16 protein-coding genes and 1 pseudogene are annotated in these 16833 nt (G+C 40.0%); 12 read left to right on the top strand and 5 right to left on the bottom strand.

Annotated elements, in window-relative coordinates:
* Window positions 1-172 precede the first annotated feature (172 nt).
* On the bottom strand, window positions 173-1075 hold the full coding sequence (locus FB379_RS13115; RefSeq protein WP_199757346.1) for a TauD/TfdA dioxygenase family protein: 903 nt from the start codon (window positions 1073-1075) through the stop codon (window positions 173-175).
* A gap of 628 nt (window positions 1076-1703) precedes the next feature.
* Between FB379_RS13115 and FB379_RS13110 the strand changes: the two genes are divergently transcribed.
* Genes FB379_RS13110 through FB379_RS13095 form a run of 4 tightly spaced genes read left to right on the top strand, consistent with a single transcriptional unit; the run spans window position 1704 to window position 5832 of the window.
* Window positions 1704-2738: an ABC transporter substrate-binding protein gene (locus FB379_RS13110; RefSeq protein ID WP_063388410.1), complete on the top strand. Its 1035-nt coding sequence runs from the start codon at window positions 1704-1706 to the stop codon at window positions 2736-2738.
* 39 nt (window positions 2739-2777) lie between these two features.
* The gene (locus FB379_RS13105; protein ID WP_063388411.1) at window positions 2778-3605 is read left to right on the top strand and encodes an ABC transporter ATP-binding protein; all 828 of its coding nucleotides are present in this window, start codon (window positions 2778-2780) and stop codon (window positions 3603-3605) included.
* A 26-nt stretch (window positions 3606-3631) separates the two neighbouring features.
* The gene (locus tag FB379_RS13100) at window positions 3632-4453 is read left to right on the top strand and encodes an ABC transporter permease (protein ID WP_144598171.1); all 822 of its coding nucleotides are present in this window, start codon (window positions 3632-3634) and stop codon (window positions 4451-4453) included.
* Between the two features lie 23 nt (window positions 4454-4476).
* Window positions 4477-5832, top strand: a complete 1356-nt coding sequence (locus tag FB379_RS13095; RefSeq protein ID WP_144598170.1) for an LLM class flavin-dependent oxidoreductase — start codon at window positions 4477-4479, stop codon at window positions 5830-5832.
* Between the two features lie 566 nt (window positions 5833-6398).
* Here the strand turns inward: FB379_RS13095 and FB379_RS19030 are convergent.
* From FB379_RS19030 to FB379_RS13080, 4 genes are all read right to left on the bottom strand, one after another.
* The gene (locus FB379_RS19030) at window positions 6399-6524 is read right to left on the bottom strand and encodes a hypothetical protein (protein WP_277874806.1); all 126 of its coding nucleotides are present in this window, start codon (window positions 6522-6524) and stop codon (window positions 6399-6401) included.
* 332 nt (window positions 6525-6856) lie between these two features.
* Complete coding sequence (locus tag FB379_RS13090) at window positions 6857-7327, bottom strand: YrvL family regulatory protein (protein ID WP_235600456.1); 471 nt, start codon at window positions 7325-7327, stop codon at window positions 6857-6859.
* 112 nt (window positions 7328-7439) lie between these two features.
* Window positions 7440-7700, bottom strand: a complete 261-nt coding sequence (locus tag FB379_RS13085) for a hypothetical protein (protein ID WP_063388371.1) — start codon at window positions 7698-7700, stop codon at window positions 7440-7442.
* The gene (locus tag FB379_RS13080; RefSeq protein WP_158640199.1) at window positions 7651-8211 is read right to left on the bottom strand and encodes a S8 family serine peptidase; all 561 of its coding nucleotides are present in this window, start codon (window positions 8209-8211) and stop codon (window positions 7651-7653) included. The genes FB379_RS13085 and FB379_RS13080 overlap by 50 nt, the downstream gene beginning before the upstream one ends.
* 19 nt (window positions 8212-8230) lie before the next feature.
* Between FB379_RS13080 and FB379_RS13075 the strand changes: the two are divergent.
* The 8 genes and pseudogenes from FB379_RS13075 to FB379_RS13040 all read left to right on the top strand — a co-directional run.
* Window positions 8231-8776: pseudogene (locus tag FB379_RS13075) on the top strand (acetaldehyde dehydrogenase (acetylating)); the annotation flags it as partial.
* A gap of 14 nt (window positions 8777-8790) precedes the next feature.
* The gene (dmpG, locus tag FB379_RS13070; protein WP_144598168.1) at window positions 8791-9819 is read left to right on the top strand and encodes a 4-hydroxy-2-oxovalerate aldolase; all 1029 of its coding nucleotides are present in this window, start codon (window positions 8791-8793) and stop codon (window positions 9817-9819) included.
* Window positions 9820-9834: 15 nt separating this feature from the next.
* The gene (locus FB379_RS13065; RefSeq protein WP_144598167.1) at window positions 9835-10632 is read left to right on the top strand and encodes a 2-keto-4-pentenoate hydratase; all 798 of its coding nucleotides are present in this window, start codon (window positions 9835-9837) and stop codon (window positions 10630-10632) included.
* A gap of 75 nt (window positions 10633-10707) precedes the next feature.
* Window positions 10708-11388, top strand: coding sequence for an alpha/beta hydrolase (locus tag FB379_RS13060; protein ID WP_144598166.1), 681 nt, complete (start codon window positions 10708-10710; stop codon window positions 11386-11388).
* Between the two features lie 39 nt (window positions 11389-11427).
* On the top strand, window positions 11428-12246 hold the full coding sequence (locus tag FB379_RS13055; protein ID WP_144598165.1) for an alpha/beta fold hydrolase: 819 nt from the start codon (window positions 11428-11430) through the stop codon (window positions 12244-12246).
* A 1003-nt stretch (window positions 12247-13249) separates the two neighbouring features.
* Complete coding sequence (locus tag FB379_RS13050) at window positions 13250-14890, top strand: urocanate hydratase (protein WP_144598164.1); 1641 nt, start codon at window positions 13250-13252, stop codon at window positions 14888-14890.
* Between the two features lie 40 nt (window positions 14891-14930).
* Window positions 14931-16031, top strand: a complete 1101-nt coding sequence (locus FB379_RS13045) for a DUF917 domain-containing protein (RefSeq protein ID WP_242009332.1) — start codon at window positions 14931-14933, stop codon at window positions 16029-16031.
* A gap of 27 nt (window positions 16032-16058) precedes the next feature.
* Window positions 16059-16811, top strand: a complete 753-nt coding sequence (locus tag FB379_RS13040; protein WP_144598163.1) for an IclR family transcriptional regulator — start codon at window positions 16059-16061, stop codon at window positions 16809-16811.
* Window positions 16812-16833: the final 22 nt, after the last annotated feature.

Below are 16833 nucleotides of genomic sequence, written 5' to 3'. Positions count from 1 at the left end.
GGCAGTGTTCGCATCAGAGGATGACGATTCTGCGTAAAACGGTCCCGAACTTATATAGCTTGATATTCACATAAGGGAGATGCCGTTTTTATTTGGTTATAAAAATTTTTGAAGTTTAACTTTTTAACTGAAAGGCTTTTATAAATTATTGGTTAGAAAAATCCTGATGGGACTATTTTTCTATTTTTCGTGTAATGCTGCGGCGGCCGTCTATACTAACAGGAACATCTCCTGCAATTGTAATTCTTCTCACAACTCTTTGTTCGTCGCCATAGTCATTTATTGCATAATGCTGGGTTGCACGGTTATCCCAAATCACAACATCTCCTGCACTCCATTTCCAGCGAACTGTATTTTCTAATTGTATAATATGCTGCTGCAGGACAGTGAACAATTGGGCTGAATCGAAGGTGGAAAGTCCGACAAATTTTTTGACAAAATGACCAAGTAAAAGATTGCGTTCACCGGTTTCAGGATGTATATGGACAACGGGGTGCTCGGTTTCATATAAAGTGGAAGTGAATACTTCGTCATAGTGCTTTTTTGCTTCAGGAGATATATTATATCGCAGTGCTGCATAATCATAGGCATTTGTATGGATTGCCCACAATTGATCAGCAAGATTCCGCAGTTCTGTTGGCAGAGTTTCATAGGCAGCAGCTGTGTTCGCCCAAACAGTATCCCCTCCTGCTTCAGGGATCACAACCCCCCGTAAAATGGAGAATTTCGGAAATGCATCTACAAATGTAACATCTGTATGCCATGAATTGGCCCGGTCGCCACGATCAGAGTCTAGCTCAAAAATATAATTGGAGCCGTCTTTTGCTGGAACAGTTGGATGAACAACAGGATTGCCAAGCAGCTGTGCAAAGGCTTCCTGCCCCGCATCATCTAGATGATGCTGATTTCGGAAGAAAACTACCTTGTACTTTAAGATCGCTTCGCGAATAAATTGAATTGTTTCAGCATCTAGTTTATCGGAAAGTTTGATGCCTGATATTTCAGCGCCAATTCGTCCGGCAACTGGTTTGACAATAATCTCTGATTCATTTTGTACTTGTTTGACATCAGTCATAGAGATCGCCTCCTCAAGAAAGTTTATGATTCTACGGAATATTCATCTTTCTCAAAATTTCATCGGCACTTAATAGAAGCCCCACCTCCTTGCTCGTTGAGTGAGCCATTTTAATAAACCGATAATAAGCAAGAAAGCCAGAGCAGATGAGCTCCGGCTTCCAGATGGCTGGTCAGCTTTTTATTCCAGTTGTAAATCCGATGAATTCATATCGGTTTAGTAAAAATATTAGATTCACAAGAAAAAAAATGTCAATATTAAATTTTAAAAATTTTTTATTTATAAAAAATTAATATTTTACAGTAAATTTTAGCTTGACTATTTTTCATTTGCTCAGTAACATTAAGGATAACTAATGTATACTAATTCAATAGGAAATATCGGTTAATTGATTGTTCCCACCGGTCAACCGGAGACATTGCTGCAAAATGTCTCCGGTATTTTTTTAATAGATGAATATGCCGACCAGTACACTGGAGGTCTTTACAGAAAATGTAAAGACCTTTTTTATGCGGGCTGGCATGGACTTAATTGAACTGCCGTATACCGAACGGTACGTACGGTTGTGTGAGAGGTCGGGGGTTAGTCACCTCTTCCTATTCAATTGAAATCAAAAGGGAGGAGTAAGATGAAGTTGTTGAAGAATTGCAGAGTGATAGGAATTTTATTGTTAGTAGGGACAGTTGTTTTATCTGCTGGCTGTCAGAACAAAACAGTTGCTGAAAAAGAAGGCAAAGCCGGAGGTGATGGCAAATATGAGACGCTGACACTGCGCTATCAAGGATCTCCTGGACAAGTCACTTTCCCGGAATTGGCGGAAGATTTAGGTTATTTAGATCCAATCAAACTTGAATGGGTTGGAAATACAACGAGTGGACCACAGGATATCCAAACAGCTGCAACAGGGGAAATTCATTTTGGCGGTGCATTTAATGGAGCAATTATTAAATTAAAAGCCAGCGGCGCCCCGATTAAAGCCGTGATCAGTTATTACGGCAGCGATGAAGATACGTTCAGTGGGTTTTATACATTAGAGGATAGTCCGATTAAAGAGGCGCGAGATTTAATTGGCAAAAAAGTCGGGATGAATACTCTCGGTGCACACCATGAATTCGTGTTAAAAGAATACTTGCGTCAAAATGGATTAACAGAGGAAGAAATTAAAAAAGTAACGATAGTGGTGATTCCGCCAGTCAATGCAGAACAAGCATTGCGTAATAAACAAATTGATGTAGCTGTGTTAGGCGGAATGCTGCGAGACCGGGCATTAGAAAGGGGCGGGATTCGGAAGCTCTTTAGTGATTATGATTTGTTTGGTGCTTTTAATGCGGGCAGTTATGTTTTTACTGAGAAATTCATTAAAGAAAATCCGAATACTGTGAGAAAATTCGTTGAAGCAACAGCGAAAGCAATTGAATGGGCGCGTTCAACCCCTAGAGAAGAAGTCATTGCCCGTTATGAAGCAATTATTGAAAAAAGAAAACGAAAAGAAGATGGTGAAACAGTTAAATTTTGGAAAAGTACAGGAATCGGCTCGAAAGGAGGTTATATACAGGAGAAAGATTTTCAAGTGTGGATCGATTGGCTAATAAAAAGTGGTGAGTTGAAAAAAGGCGAAATTGGGCTGGATGACTTATACACAAATGAATTCAACCCTTACTAAAGGAAGCTTGAACAAAAATGTTTAGGAGGTGTTCAACAGGTGACAGATAAAATTCAATTTGACCATGTCACAAAAATTTTTAAAATTCGGGATGTTGAAAAGGGAAAAGGAAGCTTTAAAGAGTTTACCGCATTGAGGAACGTTCATTTTTCCGTTAAAAATGGAGAATTTCTAACGTTAGTCGGGCCGTCAGGATGCGGAAAATCAACTTTGCTTGATCTTCTCGGCGGATTGTCTCAACCAACATCTGGGAAAATTTTAATAGATGGGAAGCAAATCGACGGCCCCGGTTTAGATCGAGCAATTGTCTTTCAACAGTACGCCTTGTTTCCTTGGAAAACAGCTAAGGGAAATATTGAGTTTGGTTTAAAAGCGAAAGGTGTGCCAAAAAAGGAACGTTCGGAAATCGCCCGTCATTTTTTGGAGCTAGTCGGCTTGTCCGGCTTTGAAGAACGTTATCCCCACGAACTATCAGGCGGGATGAAGCAGCGTGTAGCTATTGCTAGAAGTTTGGCTTTTGACCCTGACGTTTTATTAATGGATGAACCGTTTGCGGCCTTGGATGCTCAAACACGCGAAACATTGCAAAACGAATTGCTTCGTATCTGGGAAAAAACAAAGAAGACGATCGTGTTCATTACTCATGGAATTGATGAAGCCGTGTACTTAGGACAGCGTATCGCTGTAATGACTTCACGTCCGGGGACGATAAAACAAATTATTACAAACTCAGCTCATTCCCAAGCAAAGGAAGACGATGCGCGTTCCACGCCGGAATTTGTAAAGACTCGCCATCAAATTTGGGATTTACTGCGGGATGAGGTCAGTAAATCGCAAAATGATCATAAAAAAGAGCATTCAGCTTAGGAAATTTAATAAAAGGAGTGATGACATTGGCTAGTGTTAGCAAATCCATTCAAACTACATATGAAACGAGAAAACTTATCCGTTTTTCTTTTCACTGGATCCAAAAACTTGTGAAGCAAACAGCTGTTATTATTCTGCTGCTTTTATTTTGGGAAGTGGCGCCTCGCATTGGAGTGACCGATCCGACGTTCTTTCCGCCTTTTTCAAAAGTAGTTGAAGGCTGGTGGGGATTAGTTGTCTCAGGGGAATTATTGGCTCACTTTCAAGCGAGTATTGTACGTTCATTTATTGGATTTGGAATTGCGCTGCTTATTGCTATTCCTCTCGGATTATTGATTGGCTGGTACCCGATCGTTAGCGATTTGTTAAACCCGGTGCTGGAATTATTCCGAAACACAGCTGCATTAGCGTTATTGCCTGTATTTATATTAGTGTTTGGCATTGGTGAAACATCGAAAGTAGCGATTGTCTTATTCGCTTGTACATTTCCTGTTCTGCTAAATACTATTAGTGCCGTTCGAAATGTCGATCCGTTACTTATTAAATCGGCAAGATCAATGGGATTACCGCCATATAAATTGTTTTATCAAGTTATTTTGCCTGCATCTATTCCGACTATTTTTACCGGAATACGTATGGCGGGAACAGCTTCCATTCTCGTATTAATTGCTGCTGAAATGGTAGGGGCTAAAGAAGGATTAGGATACTTAATTAATTATACTCAAATGAATTTTCAAATTCCCGAAATGTATGCCGGTATTATTACCATTGCCATACTTGGCTTTGTATTAAATTATATTTTAGTATCTTTGGAAAAACGGTTCTCTGCTTGGAAGACAAATCAATAATAAAGGAAAGAGGGGAAAATTAAATGACGGCAAATAAGCGCGAAATGAAATTAGGTGCATTTTTCATGATCCCGGGGCATCATGTCGCAGCTTGGCGGCATCCTGATGCAGAAGCTCATAATGTCATGAACTTTGATTTTATCAAAAGGCTTGCGCAAACGGCTGAACGAGGAAAGTTCGATATGATCTTTCTGGCGGACACGTATGCAGTAAGAACAGGCAATCAAAAGGCATTTGAGCAGACAGTGAATACACTTTTTGAACCATTTACTCTGTTATCAGCCCTTTCATCTGTGACCGAACGCATTGGGCTTGCAGCTACCGTGTCGACCACATTTAATGAACCCTTTAATGTAGCGCGAAGATTTGCCTCGCTTGATCATTTGAGCAAAGGCCGGGCAGCATGGAATGTCGTCACATCCAATACGGAAGCAGAAGCTCATAACTTTAGCTTAGAGCATCATCTTCCGCATGAACAGCGTTATGATCGTGCTGAAGAATTTGTAGATATAGTGAAAAAGCTATGGGATAGTTGGGAAGATGACGCTTTAGTGATTAATAAGGAATCGGCTCAATTTGTAGACGGTTCAAAAATACAGGCCATTCATCATAAAGGAAAGTGGTTTTCTGTAGAAGGACCTTTAAACGTTTCCCGTCCTGTACAAGGCCATCCGGTTGTGATCCAAGCAGGTTCGTCTGAAGCTGGAAAAGAGCTGGCCGCACGTACCGCGGAGGTTATTTTTACAGCGTGGCAGACGCTTGAAGAGGCTCAAGCTTTTTATGCCGATGTGAAAGGAAGAATGAAAAAATATGGGCGTTCACCAGATGAATTGAAGATTATGCCAGGTGTTTTTCCTGTTATCGGAAGAACTGAAGGAGAAGCTGAGAAGAATAAGAAGATGCTGGAAGAACTTATTCCTGAAGAAGCAGGAGTTGCTCTTTTATCTGGAATGTTAAGTGTTGATTTGTCAGGGTATCCTGTCGACGGTCCCTTGCCTGATTTGCCTCATTTGGAACAAATAAATGGAGGGAAAAGCCGTTTTAAGCTGTTAAAAGACCTTGCTGAGCGTGAAGGATTAACGATTCGTAAGCTATATCAACGGATAGCAGGAGCACGAGGGCATAGAGAAATTAAGGGAACACCTGAACAAATTGCCGATCAACTGCAAGAATGGTTTGAAAATGGGGCAGCTGATGGCTTCAATATTATGCCGCCATATTTGCCCGGAGGACTTGAAGACTTCGTTGACTTAGTGATACCTGAACTGCAAAAACGGGGATTGTTCCGCACGGAATATGAGGGCAAGACTTTACGAGAACATTTAGGGCTAAAACGTCCTGAAAATACTTTAATTGCCAAAATAGGAGAGACACTGTAGATGAAGGGAAATATTGCATCTAAAAAAATAGTCATGCGAAAATGACAGTTTAATGGTCGAGTCAATTAGTTGGGGTGTCCCAAAAAGTAAAACTTTAGAGCATCCTTTTTATTTTAGAAGTAAGAGCTGGCCGCTTCTTTATTGGAATTAGACTAAGATGCATTTACATAAATTATCTTTTTTTATTTTAAATTGAAAAGTTCATACTATATTTTTGTTGCATGGACTGGAAATTCGATAAAAAAAACTTTCTGAAACTTAGTATACGAGGAGTGAGAGGCTATGGAAATATTTCTAGCTTGGAAGGATAATTCTTGATTGAATGTTTCTTGCTGCTCGATGTGTTTCAATAATTTAGAAATGTGATCATCCGAATGAGGGAACGAACGATTTTCGTTTGGTTTTTCAGCTGGAACGTGGCCCGTTACTTCTTCGAACGCCCCTTTCCCAAACCGGTCAACGACAACGATCGCGGCGTTCTCTAACTGCATGTTGTGTTGTTGAACAAGGGTTTGAAAGTGTCTTAGTTTGCCAGGTCGCTTTCAATAAATAATCGCTGTACACGGTCATTTTTGATGAAGGTATAACCGTTCTTTTCCAATAGCTAGGCACCATTTTCGTAATGTACTATCGCCAATTCCTAAGGTATGGCTCACTTCTTTGGTACTGTAAGCTTGTTCTTGCGATTTCATTCGTTCAACCTCCTAGTGGGATGGGACGGGATATAGAGCGTCTCTCCTATCCGTTTTAGAAGCATTCGACAGATATAATTTATTTACCTGTTCTGTAAGGAGGAAAAGGGAGAGAAGGACTGCATAAAATCCGCCTTTTTTATGCAAGATTTAGAGCTTCATAAAAGGGGAAACCCTTGATCCATCAACGATGTATAAAATCCTGCATAAACGAGTCAAAACAGAAAACCGCCAATTCCTTGCGTATCAAGGGGTTGGCGGTTTTCATTACTTCCCATAGTTGGCTTTATGTTACCTAGATTTGTATAAAGCATTCACATATGTTTAATGATTTATTTTTTGGGTTTAAATTTATTATCTATTTCTTTAAATTCCTCACTATCAATATCTGGTGGTTCATCCTCATCTTTTCTTAATTTCCAACCAATAAATCCAGTAACCATCGCAAATATGAGTGAACCTTGCCATTCGATTTCAATATTTGCCATAAAATTATCTATTACTTCAATCAATAAAAAGGTAAGAGTTGTATTCAAAATAAATGGTAGCCATCCTTTACTCGTTTGAAGTATGCCAACAGATTTTAAAGCTTTTGGTATTGCATCTGTAATAAAAGCAAGAGGTATTTCAAGGAATAAATACAAAATAAAGAACAATACTAAATCCAATAATGAATTATATTGGAAACCTATTATTCTTAAAATGATGTATTCAAAAAAAGCAATAAAGAGTAATATTATCAGTACGATAGAAATAGAGATACCAACAGTTTTAAATTTATTGATATGAACTGCCTCCTTCAAATTATTTTTCTCAATATTTTAAATTAGAACGGGTAATTATCATTACCAATTATTAGTAAAAAATGATTTATATATATATATAAAGAACCTGAGAAAGTCTCTTTTCTAATTTTTATTTATTTATCATCATTAAGGAACTATATGCATTCACTTTTCCTTCTCCAAAATAATTGTCTCTACCAGGCTTACCGATATCAGAACTTCCCTTCTCTAGATATTTAAGCACTTTATTAACAGAAGGCTTATTACCTGTTCGTTCTGTATACTCTGAAATAATAAGAGCTGCAGTAGCACTGACTTGTGCTACTGCATAACTTGTTCCTTCAGTTAGTGTGTATCCTTGAGGAATTCCAAGCCCCTTTACTTTCTGCATATTTTACAGCTTTTTTATATGCCTTAATCAGTAACTTATCTTCTTTTTCAGACTTAATAAAATAAGTACCGACGCTTAAGTTGATCACATCATTATCATTATTAGCTGCATCAATAATAGCTTCTATCACCCATACTGATTTCCCTACCTCATTTCCAATAACTTTGTAAGGAACAATTGTTGTCTCTGGAGCAATACTTGACATTATCCCAGCAATAGTTGTGCCATGACCTAATTCATCAGTAATATCCATGTCATTTGTGACATAATTTTTTGCTAATGTTAAATCAATATTTTCTTTTATCAATGGGTGTTCTATATCTACTCCACTATCTATTAAAGCAATTGTGGAATGTTCCCCTGTATCAATAGATAAATTCTTATAATCACTTGTCACATCTTTTAAATACCAATTAAAAGGCGTAAATGTTTCAGAATTTAGTGATGGAAACTCGATATTAGTGTCAAATTGATTAGATTCTTTAAACTCATCGAGTGTTAATTGCTTCACTTCGTTTAGAATTCTCCATGAACAACTCGAAGAAAGGAACGTGAATCTCATTACATGCGGCGGCCAGGCGACCATTCCGATTGTCCACGCAATTAATCGGGTGAGTCGAGTTGATTATGCTGAAATTGTCGCAACCATTGCAAGTAAAAGTGCGGGACCGGGAACAAGGGCAAACATTGATGAGTTTACACAAACGACGGCACGCGGCATTGAAAAAATTGGCAGAGCCAAAAAGGGAAAAGCCATCATCATTTTAAATCCGGCGGAGCCGCCTATTATTATGAGAAATACTGTTTATGCTCTAGTAGAAGAAGCAAGTATGAATGAAAAAGCCATTGTTCAATCGATTTTAGAGATGGTGGAAACGGTCCAATCGTATGTACCGGGATACCGGATACGTACCGATCCAATCATTGATGGGAATAAAATCACTGTCTTCCTTGAAGTAGAAGGAGCAGGCGATTATTTGCCAAAATATTCTGGAAATCTTGATATTATGACGGCTGCTGCGGTAAAGGTTGCGGAAGAATTCGCAAAACATCAATTAGCAGCACAAACGGCGTAGAGGAGGAAAACCGCATGGCAAAAAAACGTGATGTATTAATTACGGAAGTAGCTTTGCGAGACGGGAGTCATGCCATTGCCCATCAATACACAGTCGATCAAGTCGCAAAAATCACCAAAGCTTTAGATGAAGCGAACGTTCCATACATCGAAGTCGCACACGGAGACGGATTGGCCGGTTCTTCTTTGCAGTATGGATTATCTCGCACAAATGAGCTCGAGCTGATTGAGGCCGCCGTGTCGGTTTGCAAGCAATCAAAAATCGCCGTCTTGCTTCTGCCGGGAATCGGCACGATGAAAGATTTAAAACATGCTGCCGAGCTTGGGGCGAAGATGGCGCGGGTTGCAACTCATGTAACAGAAGCAGACGTTTCTGCCCAGCACATTGGGCTGGCAAAAGAGCTTGGAATGGAAACAGTCGGATTTTTAATGATGGCCCACATGGCGCCAGTTGAAAAACTGGTAGAACAAGCAAAGCTGATGGAAAGCTACGGAGCGGATGTCGTTTATGTCGTTGACTCAGCAGGAGCGCTTCTTCCGCATGAAGTCAGGGATAGAATTCGTGCCCTTAAGCAGCATGTAGGAGTGGAAATTGGCTTTCATGGCCATAACAACCTGTCTCTGGCCATGGCGAACAGCTTGGTTGCCATCGAAGAAGGAGCAATCCGCATTGATGGAAGTGTTCGATGTTTGGGAGCAGGGGCAGGAAATACCCAGACGGAAGTGTTGGTAGCTGTGTTGGATCGATTAGGAAAGGAAACCGGTATTGATCTTTATAAAATGATGGATCTTGCAGAAGAAATTGTGGCGCCAATGCTTCCAGCTCCCCAAGAAATTACAAGAGACAGCCTTGTGCTGGGATATGCCGGTGTTTATTCAAGCTTTCTGCTCCACACCAAGCGGATAGCCCAAAAATTAGGGATTGACTCGCGCGATATTTTAGTTGAACTCGGCAAACGCAAAGTAGTTGGCGGTCAAGAAGACATGATTGTAGACGTAGCAACAGAAATTGCGAAGAAGAGAGAAAAATCGCCAGTTTCATAAGGAGGTGTTGGGGCAATGGCAGTAAAAGTTCGTCACTATCGAAAATTTGCTGAGTTGTTAAATGAAGCGGAATATGAAAAAAGGGAGATTACTCGCATCACAGAAGATATTTTGGACCTTTCTGTGGAGGAATCATACAAGATACAAAAGGAGCTCATCAAAATCAAAATAAACAGCGGTCATCGCATCATTGGTTCGAAAATGGGGCTGACAAGTCAAGCGAAAATGACGCAAATGAATGTGAAAGAACCGATTTACGGATATCTTTTTGATTATATGTTCGTTCCAAGCGGCGGAGTCGTCCATTTGAGCGAATTTATACATCCGAAGGTAGAAGTGGAGATTGCTTTTATTTTAGGTGAGGACTTAGAGGGCCCAAATGTAACGAGAACACAAGTGCTGTCGGCAACAAAATATGTCGCACCGGCCTTAGAAATTATTGATAGCCGCTATAAAGATTTTAAGTTTACGTTGCCGGATGTTGTCGCAGATAACGCTTCATCGTCAAGAGTTGTAATCGGGAGCACATTGACTCCAATCCACACGTTAAAAATTGATTTAGATTTGATAGGTGCAGCGCTTTATATAAATGGGGAATTAAAAGCTTGCGGAGCTGGTGCAGCGGTATTCAATCATCCGGCAAATTCTGCTGCTGCTTTGGCCAATATGCTGGCGCGCAAAGGAGAGAGATTAAAAGCGGGCGACATGATTTTAACTGGGGGCATCACTGAGGCGATCAATCTAACAGCTGGAGATACAGTAATCGGGCAATTAGATCAACTCGGAGATGTTTCGTTTAGTGTAAAAGAATAAGAATGCGGATGCTTTGCTGGCGGTATATGAGATTTCATCTATAAAATAACATTCCATATTTAAGGAGGAATTTTGATGAATAATATCTTGTCATATGAATATGAAATTCACCTCCCTTCAACCGCAGAAGAGGGAAAGAAGTATCCTGTTGTTTTCGCATTGCACGGCATAGGGTATGACGAACAATACATGCTTTCATTAGTGGAAGATTTAAAAGAGGAATTTATTTTAATAGGCATTAGAGGTGATCTTCCATATGAAGATGGATATGCATATTATTATTTGAAAGAATATGGAAATCCAGAACGAAAATTGTTCGATATTAGTGTAAATAAATTAAAGAACTTTATTGAAGCTGCACTAAAAAAATATCCGATTGATTCTGACAAAGTATATTTGATTGGTTTTAGTCAAGGAGCAATCTTAAGTATGACACTCGCTTTAATATTGGGCGAAAAAATAAAAGGGATTGTTGCAATGAATGGATATATACCATCGTTTGTGAAGGAAGAATATCCATTGAAGTCTATCGAGCGGTTGTCTGTGTTTTTAACTCAAGGAGAATCAGATCATATTTTTCCTTTAAACATTGGACAGGAAAACTATGATTATTTGCGCAAACATGCAGCTTCTGTGAAGTATACCATTTATCCGGCTGGACATGAAATATCACAAGACAATCAACGAGACATCGTTTCATGGCTGCGTCAGGATGCTTACAACTACGGTCAAAATAAGACAACAAATCTCGCATGATAAAAGGCATCGATTTAATAATATTGGGGGAGGTTGATTATGATAGAAACGGGAAAGTATGCTGATGTGAAAGGAATCAAAACACATTATCACGAGGACGGGAAAGGAGAACCCCTTCTTCTTATTCATGGCTCTGGTCCCGGGGTTTCTGCATGGGCTAATTGGCGTTTAGTATTTCCGCTCCTTTCCCAGCATTTTCATCTTTATGCCCCAGATGTCGTAGGATTTGGTTATACGGAAAGGCCGAAAGATATTCAATATTCCGTGAATGTATGGGTCGAACACATGATTAACTTTGTCGAGACGATGAATCTTGAGAAGGTTTCAATCATTGGAAATTCCATGGGTGGAGCTTTAGCTCTGCATATTGCAAATCGTCGCCCTGATCTTGTTAAGAAGTTAATTTTGATGGGAAGCGCAGGGATTGAATTTCCAATTACAGAGGAACTTGATGCCGTTTGGGGATATACGCCGAGCATTGAAAATATGAAAAAAATCATTGGCATTATGTCAAATGATCCAAGCATGGGGGAAAATGACAACCTGGTCAAAATGCGCTATGAAGCTAGCATTCAGGAAGGTTTTCAAGAATCGTATTCCGCAATGTTTCCGCCGCCTAGACAAAAACATGTGAATGCTTTGGCGCTTACAGAGGAACAATTGCGGGCAATAGAAATTCCGATTTTACTCATTCACGGAAGAGAAGACCGGGTGATCCCATTGGACAAAACAAGCTGGAAATTATCTCAAATTGTTCCTGACGCCCGACTTCATGTCTTTCCAAATTGCGGCCATTGGGTGCAAATCGAAAAAACAGAATTTTTTGCAGGTCAAGTAATAGAATTTTTGAATAAATAAGCGGATTTTTTACGTACTGCTTCCTGCTTTCAATATGTGCAAAAACCATTTTTTCTTTTCTTAACGTAATCAGAATTCGTTTAATTTAGCGAGGGGATGCTGATGATCACCGTTTGTAAAAAACATATTAAGAACGGAATAAACTTACTCAACACACCGCACGTACAAAAATTATCGCAGAAATATTGGGAGCATGAATGTATTTTTTGTGATGAACCAGCTCATTTTAAACTTTTTTATAGTACGCCTTACAGTACGTCCTATCGAAAATTCCTTTCCTTAAACAAAAATCATTCGTCGCTTACTGGTTAATTCTGAATTTAAAATAGAATCTTTTTGTTTTTAAGCCCGCGCCGGGTTTCGTTTGCTGACCGCCCTCTGCCTATGGCAGTTTGGCTAGAGCATTCGAAGTCCGGCGTTTTAATTTATCTAAAAAACTCAATACAGGCTGAGCAGTTAATTTAAGTAAGAGAGAAGCTTTGATTCTTTAATAAAATTTTAATCTCCGTTCGATATATGAATTTGTAGATAAGCGAGATTCCCTTTTGCAGTGTCTCTGCAATATACCCCAAATATACGCAGAGCGATTAGTCTCATCTATTTCCATTTCCATATGTGTTTACATCAGTTGAGATTAAGAAAATATGATGTCAAAAACGGTACAGTGCGCTTTTAACATTTGGAAAGAAAAATAAATTACAAACTCTGAATTAACTAGTGTTACTCTAATGGGTTCAAGCAACAACAGAGTTTTTAATAAATTCATAGTTTTCAATTGATTAGGTTTTCTTAACAACAACAAGATAGGCTGTAATCTTATTTTCCATAATGATTTTAAAAATCTATTTCTCAATTTGAGCCTGTCGGCTTTAAATATTTCTATAATAATTATTATAATTTCTATTGATTTTATGGGTATTTGCTGTTATATTATTAAAAAATGAAAATTAATTATCAATTATTGATAATTATCGAGTTTCAAATGAAGTAAGGGGGGATGAAAATGGAAGCCATACGAGCTGCAAGGGGTCCCCAGCTTCGTTGTAAAGGATGGCGGCAGGAAGCCCTATTGCGATTATTAGAAAATGTGCTAGAGAATGGGGAAAATCCTAAAGAGCTTGTCGTATATGCCGCATTAGGAAAAGCTGCTCGAAATAGGGGATCATATCAAGCGATTGTCGAGGCATTAAAAAATTTAGAGGAAGATGAAACTTTAGTAATTCAGTCTGGTAAACCGATTGGTATTTTCAAGACACATGCTTATGCTCCGCTAGTCGTTATGGCGAACTGTAATTTAGTAGGGAAATGGGCAAATAGCGAAAATTTCTATGAACTTCAAGAGAAAGGATTGATTGCCTGGGGAGGTTTAACAGCTGGAGCCTGGCAGTATATCGGTTCTCAAGGGGTTATTCAAGGAACTTATGAAATATTCGCCACTATTGCTCGCAAGTATTTTCACGGCAGTTTGGCTGGCCGCTTTATTTTAACGGCTGGTTTAGGAGGAATGGGAGGTGCACAGCCGCTCGCAGGTGTAATGGCCAACGCAGCCATCTTGTGTGTAGAAGTGGATGAAGATCGAATTGATAGACGAATAGAAACAGGATATTTGCAAAAGAAAACACACAGTTTGGATGAAGCGCTGCAATGGATTGACCAAGCGAAAAGAGATAAAAAGAGTTTATCTGTTGGATTGGTTGGCAATGCCGCCCAAGTGTATCCGGAAATTTTAAAACGGGGAATCATCCCTGATATTGTGACTGATCAAACTTCCGCTCACGATCTTGTTTATGGCTATATCCCGGAAAACTATACGATCGAGGAAGTACATGAAGCAAGAAAGCTAAACCCGAAAAAGCTGGCTGCTGATGCTCGCAAATCTATAGCAAAAGAAGTTCGGGCTATGCTGGAATTTAAGCGGCGCGGCGCCATTGTTTTTGATAACGGGAATAACATCCGGACACAGGCATCACAAGAAGGTGTACATGATGCGTTCGAAATTGACATTTTCACCGAAGCATTTTTACGTCCATTATTTAGTCGAGCAATTGGACCATTTCGTTGGATTGCTTTGTCGGGGGATCCAGAAGACATTTACAAAATAGATGACTATATTCTTGAACACTTTCCTGACAATGAAATTGCGACCAATTGGATTAGGCTGGCCAAAGAGTATGTTCCATTTCAAGGATTGCCGGCGCGTATCGGTTGGTTTGGTCACGGAGATCGTACAAAACTGGCAACAGCAGTCAATGAAATGGTGCAAAAAGGCCAATTGAGCGGTCCGATTGCATTTACTCGTGACCATCTCGATGCTGCATCGATGGCTCACCCGAATATTATGACGGAACGAATGAAAGATGGAAGTGATGCAATTGCTGATTGGCCGCTTCTGAACGCTATGCTGAATTGCTCTTCAATGGCGGATTTAGTCGCTATTCATTCAGGCGGAGGTGGCTATACCGGTTATATGACAAGCGCCGGTGTAACGATAGTAGCCGACGGTACTGAGCAAGCAAGCATGAGATTAAATCTTACGCTTGATAATGATACAGGACTCGGTGTTTTACGTTATGCTGATGCAGGATATGAAGAAGCATTGGATGAGGTTGAGAAAAAAGGATTGCGGAGAATTGACATAAAGTAGTGATCAGCAACAGATAAATAGATTAGGAGGAATGATGGTTGTGCGTCAATTAACGAAAGACGACGTATTGGCCGCTGTAAAAGGAGGATCAGTCTTTGCTTCCGGCGGCGGCGGTTGGGTTGATCATGGTCTGGAAATTGGCATGGCGGCCATTGCAGTAGGAAAGCCGAAGTTAGTTTCTGTCGATGAATTGCAGGATGATGACATTATTGTCACTGCAACTGCCATCGGTGCTCCAGCGGGAACAACTGATTGGCAAATGCTTGGAAAAGATTATATAAAAGCAGTGCAGCTTGTACAAGAAAACTATAATGGAAAAGTTGTCGGTTTGATGACCCCGCAAAACGGAATGTCCAGCAGCATTAATGGTTGGCTTCCAGCCGCAGCACTTGATTTGGTTGTGGTTGATGCTACTGGGGATATGCGTGCTCATCCGACTGGTAAGATGGGGGCAATGGGGCTTGCTGGACGTTTGGATTTTGAAACGGTGCAGGCCGTTGCCGGAGGAAAACCAGAAACTGGATCGTACATTGAATTAGTAGTCAAAGGGACGCCTGCGAAAACATCAAATATTTTGCGGACAGCATCAGATATGTCTGGAGGATTTATCGCTTGCGCGCGGCATCCTGTACCTGCTAGTTATGTGAAGCAGCATGCGGCTATCGGCGGCATAAGCCGAGCGTTAGAGCTTGGGTACGCGATTATGAATGCGGAACCGAAGGGGGCTGAAGCGGTAATAGAAACGATTTGTCAGACGACAAAAGGATATATTGTAGGAAGCGGAAAAGTTGTCAAAAAAGATGTCCATTACAAAGGCGCCTTTGATATCGGTACAATTTTGGTTGAAGGAGAGGGGAAAAAACTCACCCTTCATGTCATGAATGAGTATATGGCTGTAGATGACGAAAGAGGCAACAGGTTGACAACATATCCAGACGTCATTACAACACTCAATCCAAATACAGGGGAACCTGTCAGCGTTGGACATGTAGAAGAAGGAATGGACATCATTGTATTTAGCATTAACAAATCAAATATTCCATTGAGTTCTAGTGTGAAGGATCCTTTAGTTTACCCAGAGGTTGAGCAAGCATTAGGTATCAGTATTGCTGATTATGCTTTGGCAACTGATGAGAGTTAAGACAAAGCCAGCTGGAAGGTGTAGTGAATGTCGCTAAATGGTTCGCAAACGTTAAAAAAAGCGTTAGACATTTTATTTGTCCTAGGAGAAGCAGAAACACCATTATCTGTAAGTGAAATTGCTCAACGAGCCTCAATTCCGGAGAGCACTGTCTATCGTTTATTGCAAACGTTAGAGAATAACGGAATTATTGAGAGGAAATCTAAAGGACAAATAACTCTTGGTTTACGCATTCTAGAATTAGCCCGCAGTCTAACGCAACAAATGGATCGTTATTTAAACGTAATTGCACGTCCGATAATGGAGAAAATTACTGAGAAAACGAATGAAACATCGATTCTAGCAGTTCGTTCAGGGATTGAAGTAATTTGTATAGAAAGTATCGCAAGCTCGCGCTTAATTCGATTTGCCATTGAGAATGGAAGATTGCTGCCTCTTCATCGGGGGGCATCTGGAAAAATTATTCTCGCATATGAAAATGAAAAAATAGTAGAACAAGTATTGCAAAAACTTTCGAGTGAACAGGAGAAGAAGCAGCTCATTTCTGAATTAGAAAAAATTAGGAAGCAAGGGTACTGTATAACGATAGGAGAAGTAGATTCGGACATTTGCGGAATTTCAGCGCCTATCTTCAATTACCAGGGACGAGTTGTAGCGAGTTTGACTGTCGCAGGGCCTGTTGAACGGATTGACTTAGAAGCAAGAGAGAACATCGTTAGTGTAATAACGGATGCTGCTCATCAAGTATCGCAAAAATTTATCGAAACAGCTACTTTTTGATCATGGTCAGGAAGAGGGAGTG

Source organism: Aeribacillus composti, assembly GCF_007827555.1.
GTDB lineage: Bacteria > Bacillota > Bacilli > Bacillales > Aeribacillaceae > Aeribacillus > Aeribacillus composti.
Note: the sequence above shows the minus strand (reverse complement) of the source record. Positions and strands in the feature narration are given on the sequence as shown.

What these genes read in the sequence shown, in the direction of transcription:
- FB379_RS13115 (WP_199757346.1), bottom strand. Translation starts at nt 1,075, where the DNA reads ATGACTGATGTCAAACAAGTACAAAATGAATCAGAGATTATTGTCAAA.
- FB379_RS13110 (WP_063388410.1), top strand. Translation starts at nt 1,704, where the DNA reads ATGAAGTTGTTGAAGAATTGCAGAGTGATAGGAATTTTATTGTTAGTA.
- FB379_RS13095 (WP_144598170.1), top strand. Translation starts at nt 4,477, where the DNA reads ATGACGGCAAATAAGCGCGAAATGAAATTAGGTGCATTTTTCATGATC.
- FB379_RS19030 (WP_277874806.1), bottom strand. Translation starts at nt 6,524, where the DNA reads ATGAAATCGCAAGAACAAGCTTACAGTACCAAAGAAGTGAGCCATACC.
- FB379_RS13085 (WP_063388371.1), bottom strand. Translation starts at nt 7,700, where the DNA reads ATGCAGAAAGTAAAGGGGCTTGGAATTCCTCAAGGATACACACTAACT.
- dmpG (WP_144598168.1), top strand. Translation starts at nt 8,791, where the DNA reads ATGGCAAAAAAACGTGATGTATTAATTACGGAAGTAGCTTTGCGAGAC.
- FB379_RS13065 (WP_144598167.1), top strand. Translation starts at nt 9,835, where the DNA reads ATGGCAGTAAAAGTTCGTCACTATCGAAAATTTGCTGAGTTGTTAAAT.
- FB379_RS13060 (WP_144598166.1), top strand. Translation starts at nt 10,708, where the DNA reads ATGAATAATATCTTGTCATATGAATATGAAATTCACCTCCCTTCAACC.
- FB379_RS13055 (WP_144598165.1), top strand. Translation starts at nt 11,428, where the DNA reads ATGATAGAAACGGGAAAGTATGCTGATGTGAAAGGAATCAAAACACAT.
- FB379_RS13050 (WP_144598164.1), top strand. Translation starts at nt 13,250, where the DNA reads ATGGAAGCCATACGAGCTGCAAGGGGTCCCCAGCTTCGTTGTAAAGGA.
- FB379_RS13040 (WP_144598163.1), top strand. Translation starts at nt 16,059, where the DNA reads ATGTCGCTAAATGGTTCGCAAACGTTAAAAAAAGCGTTAGACATTTTA.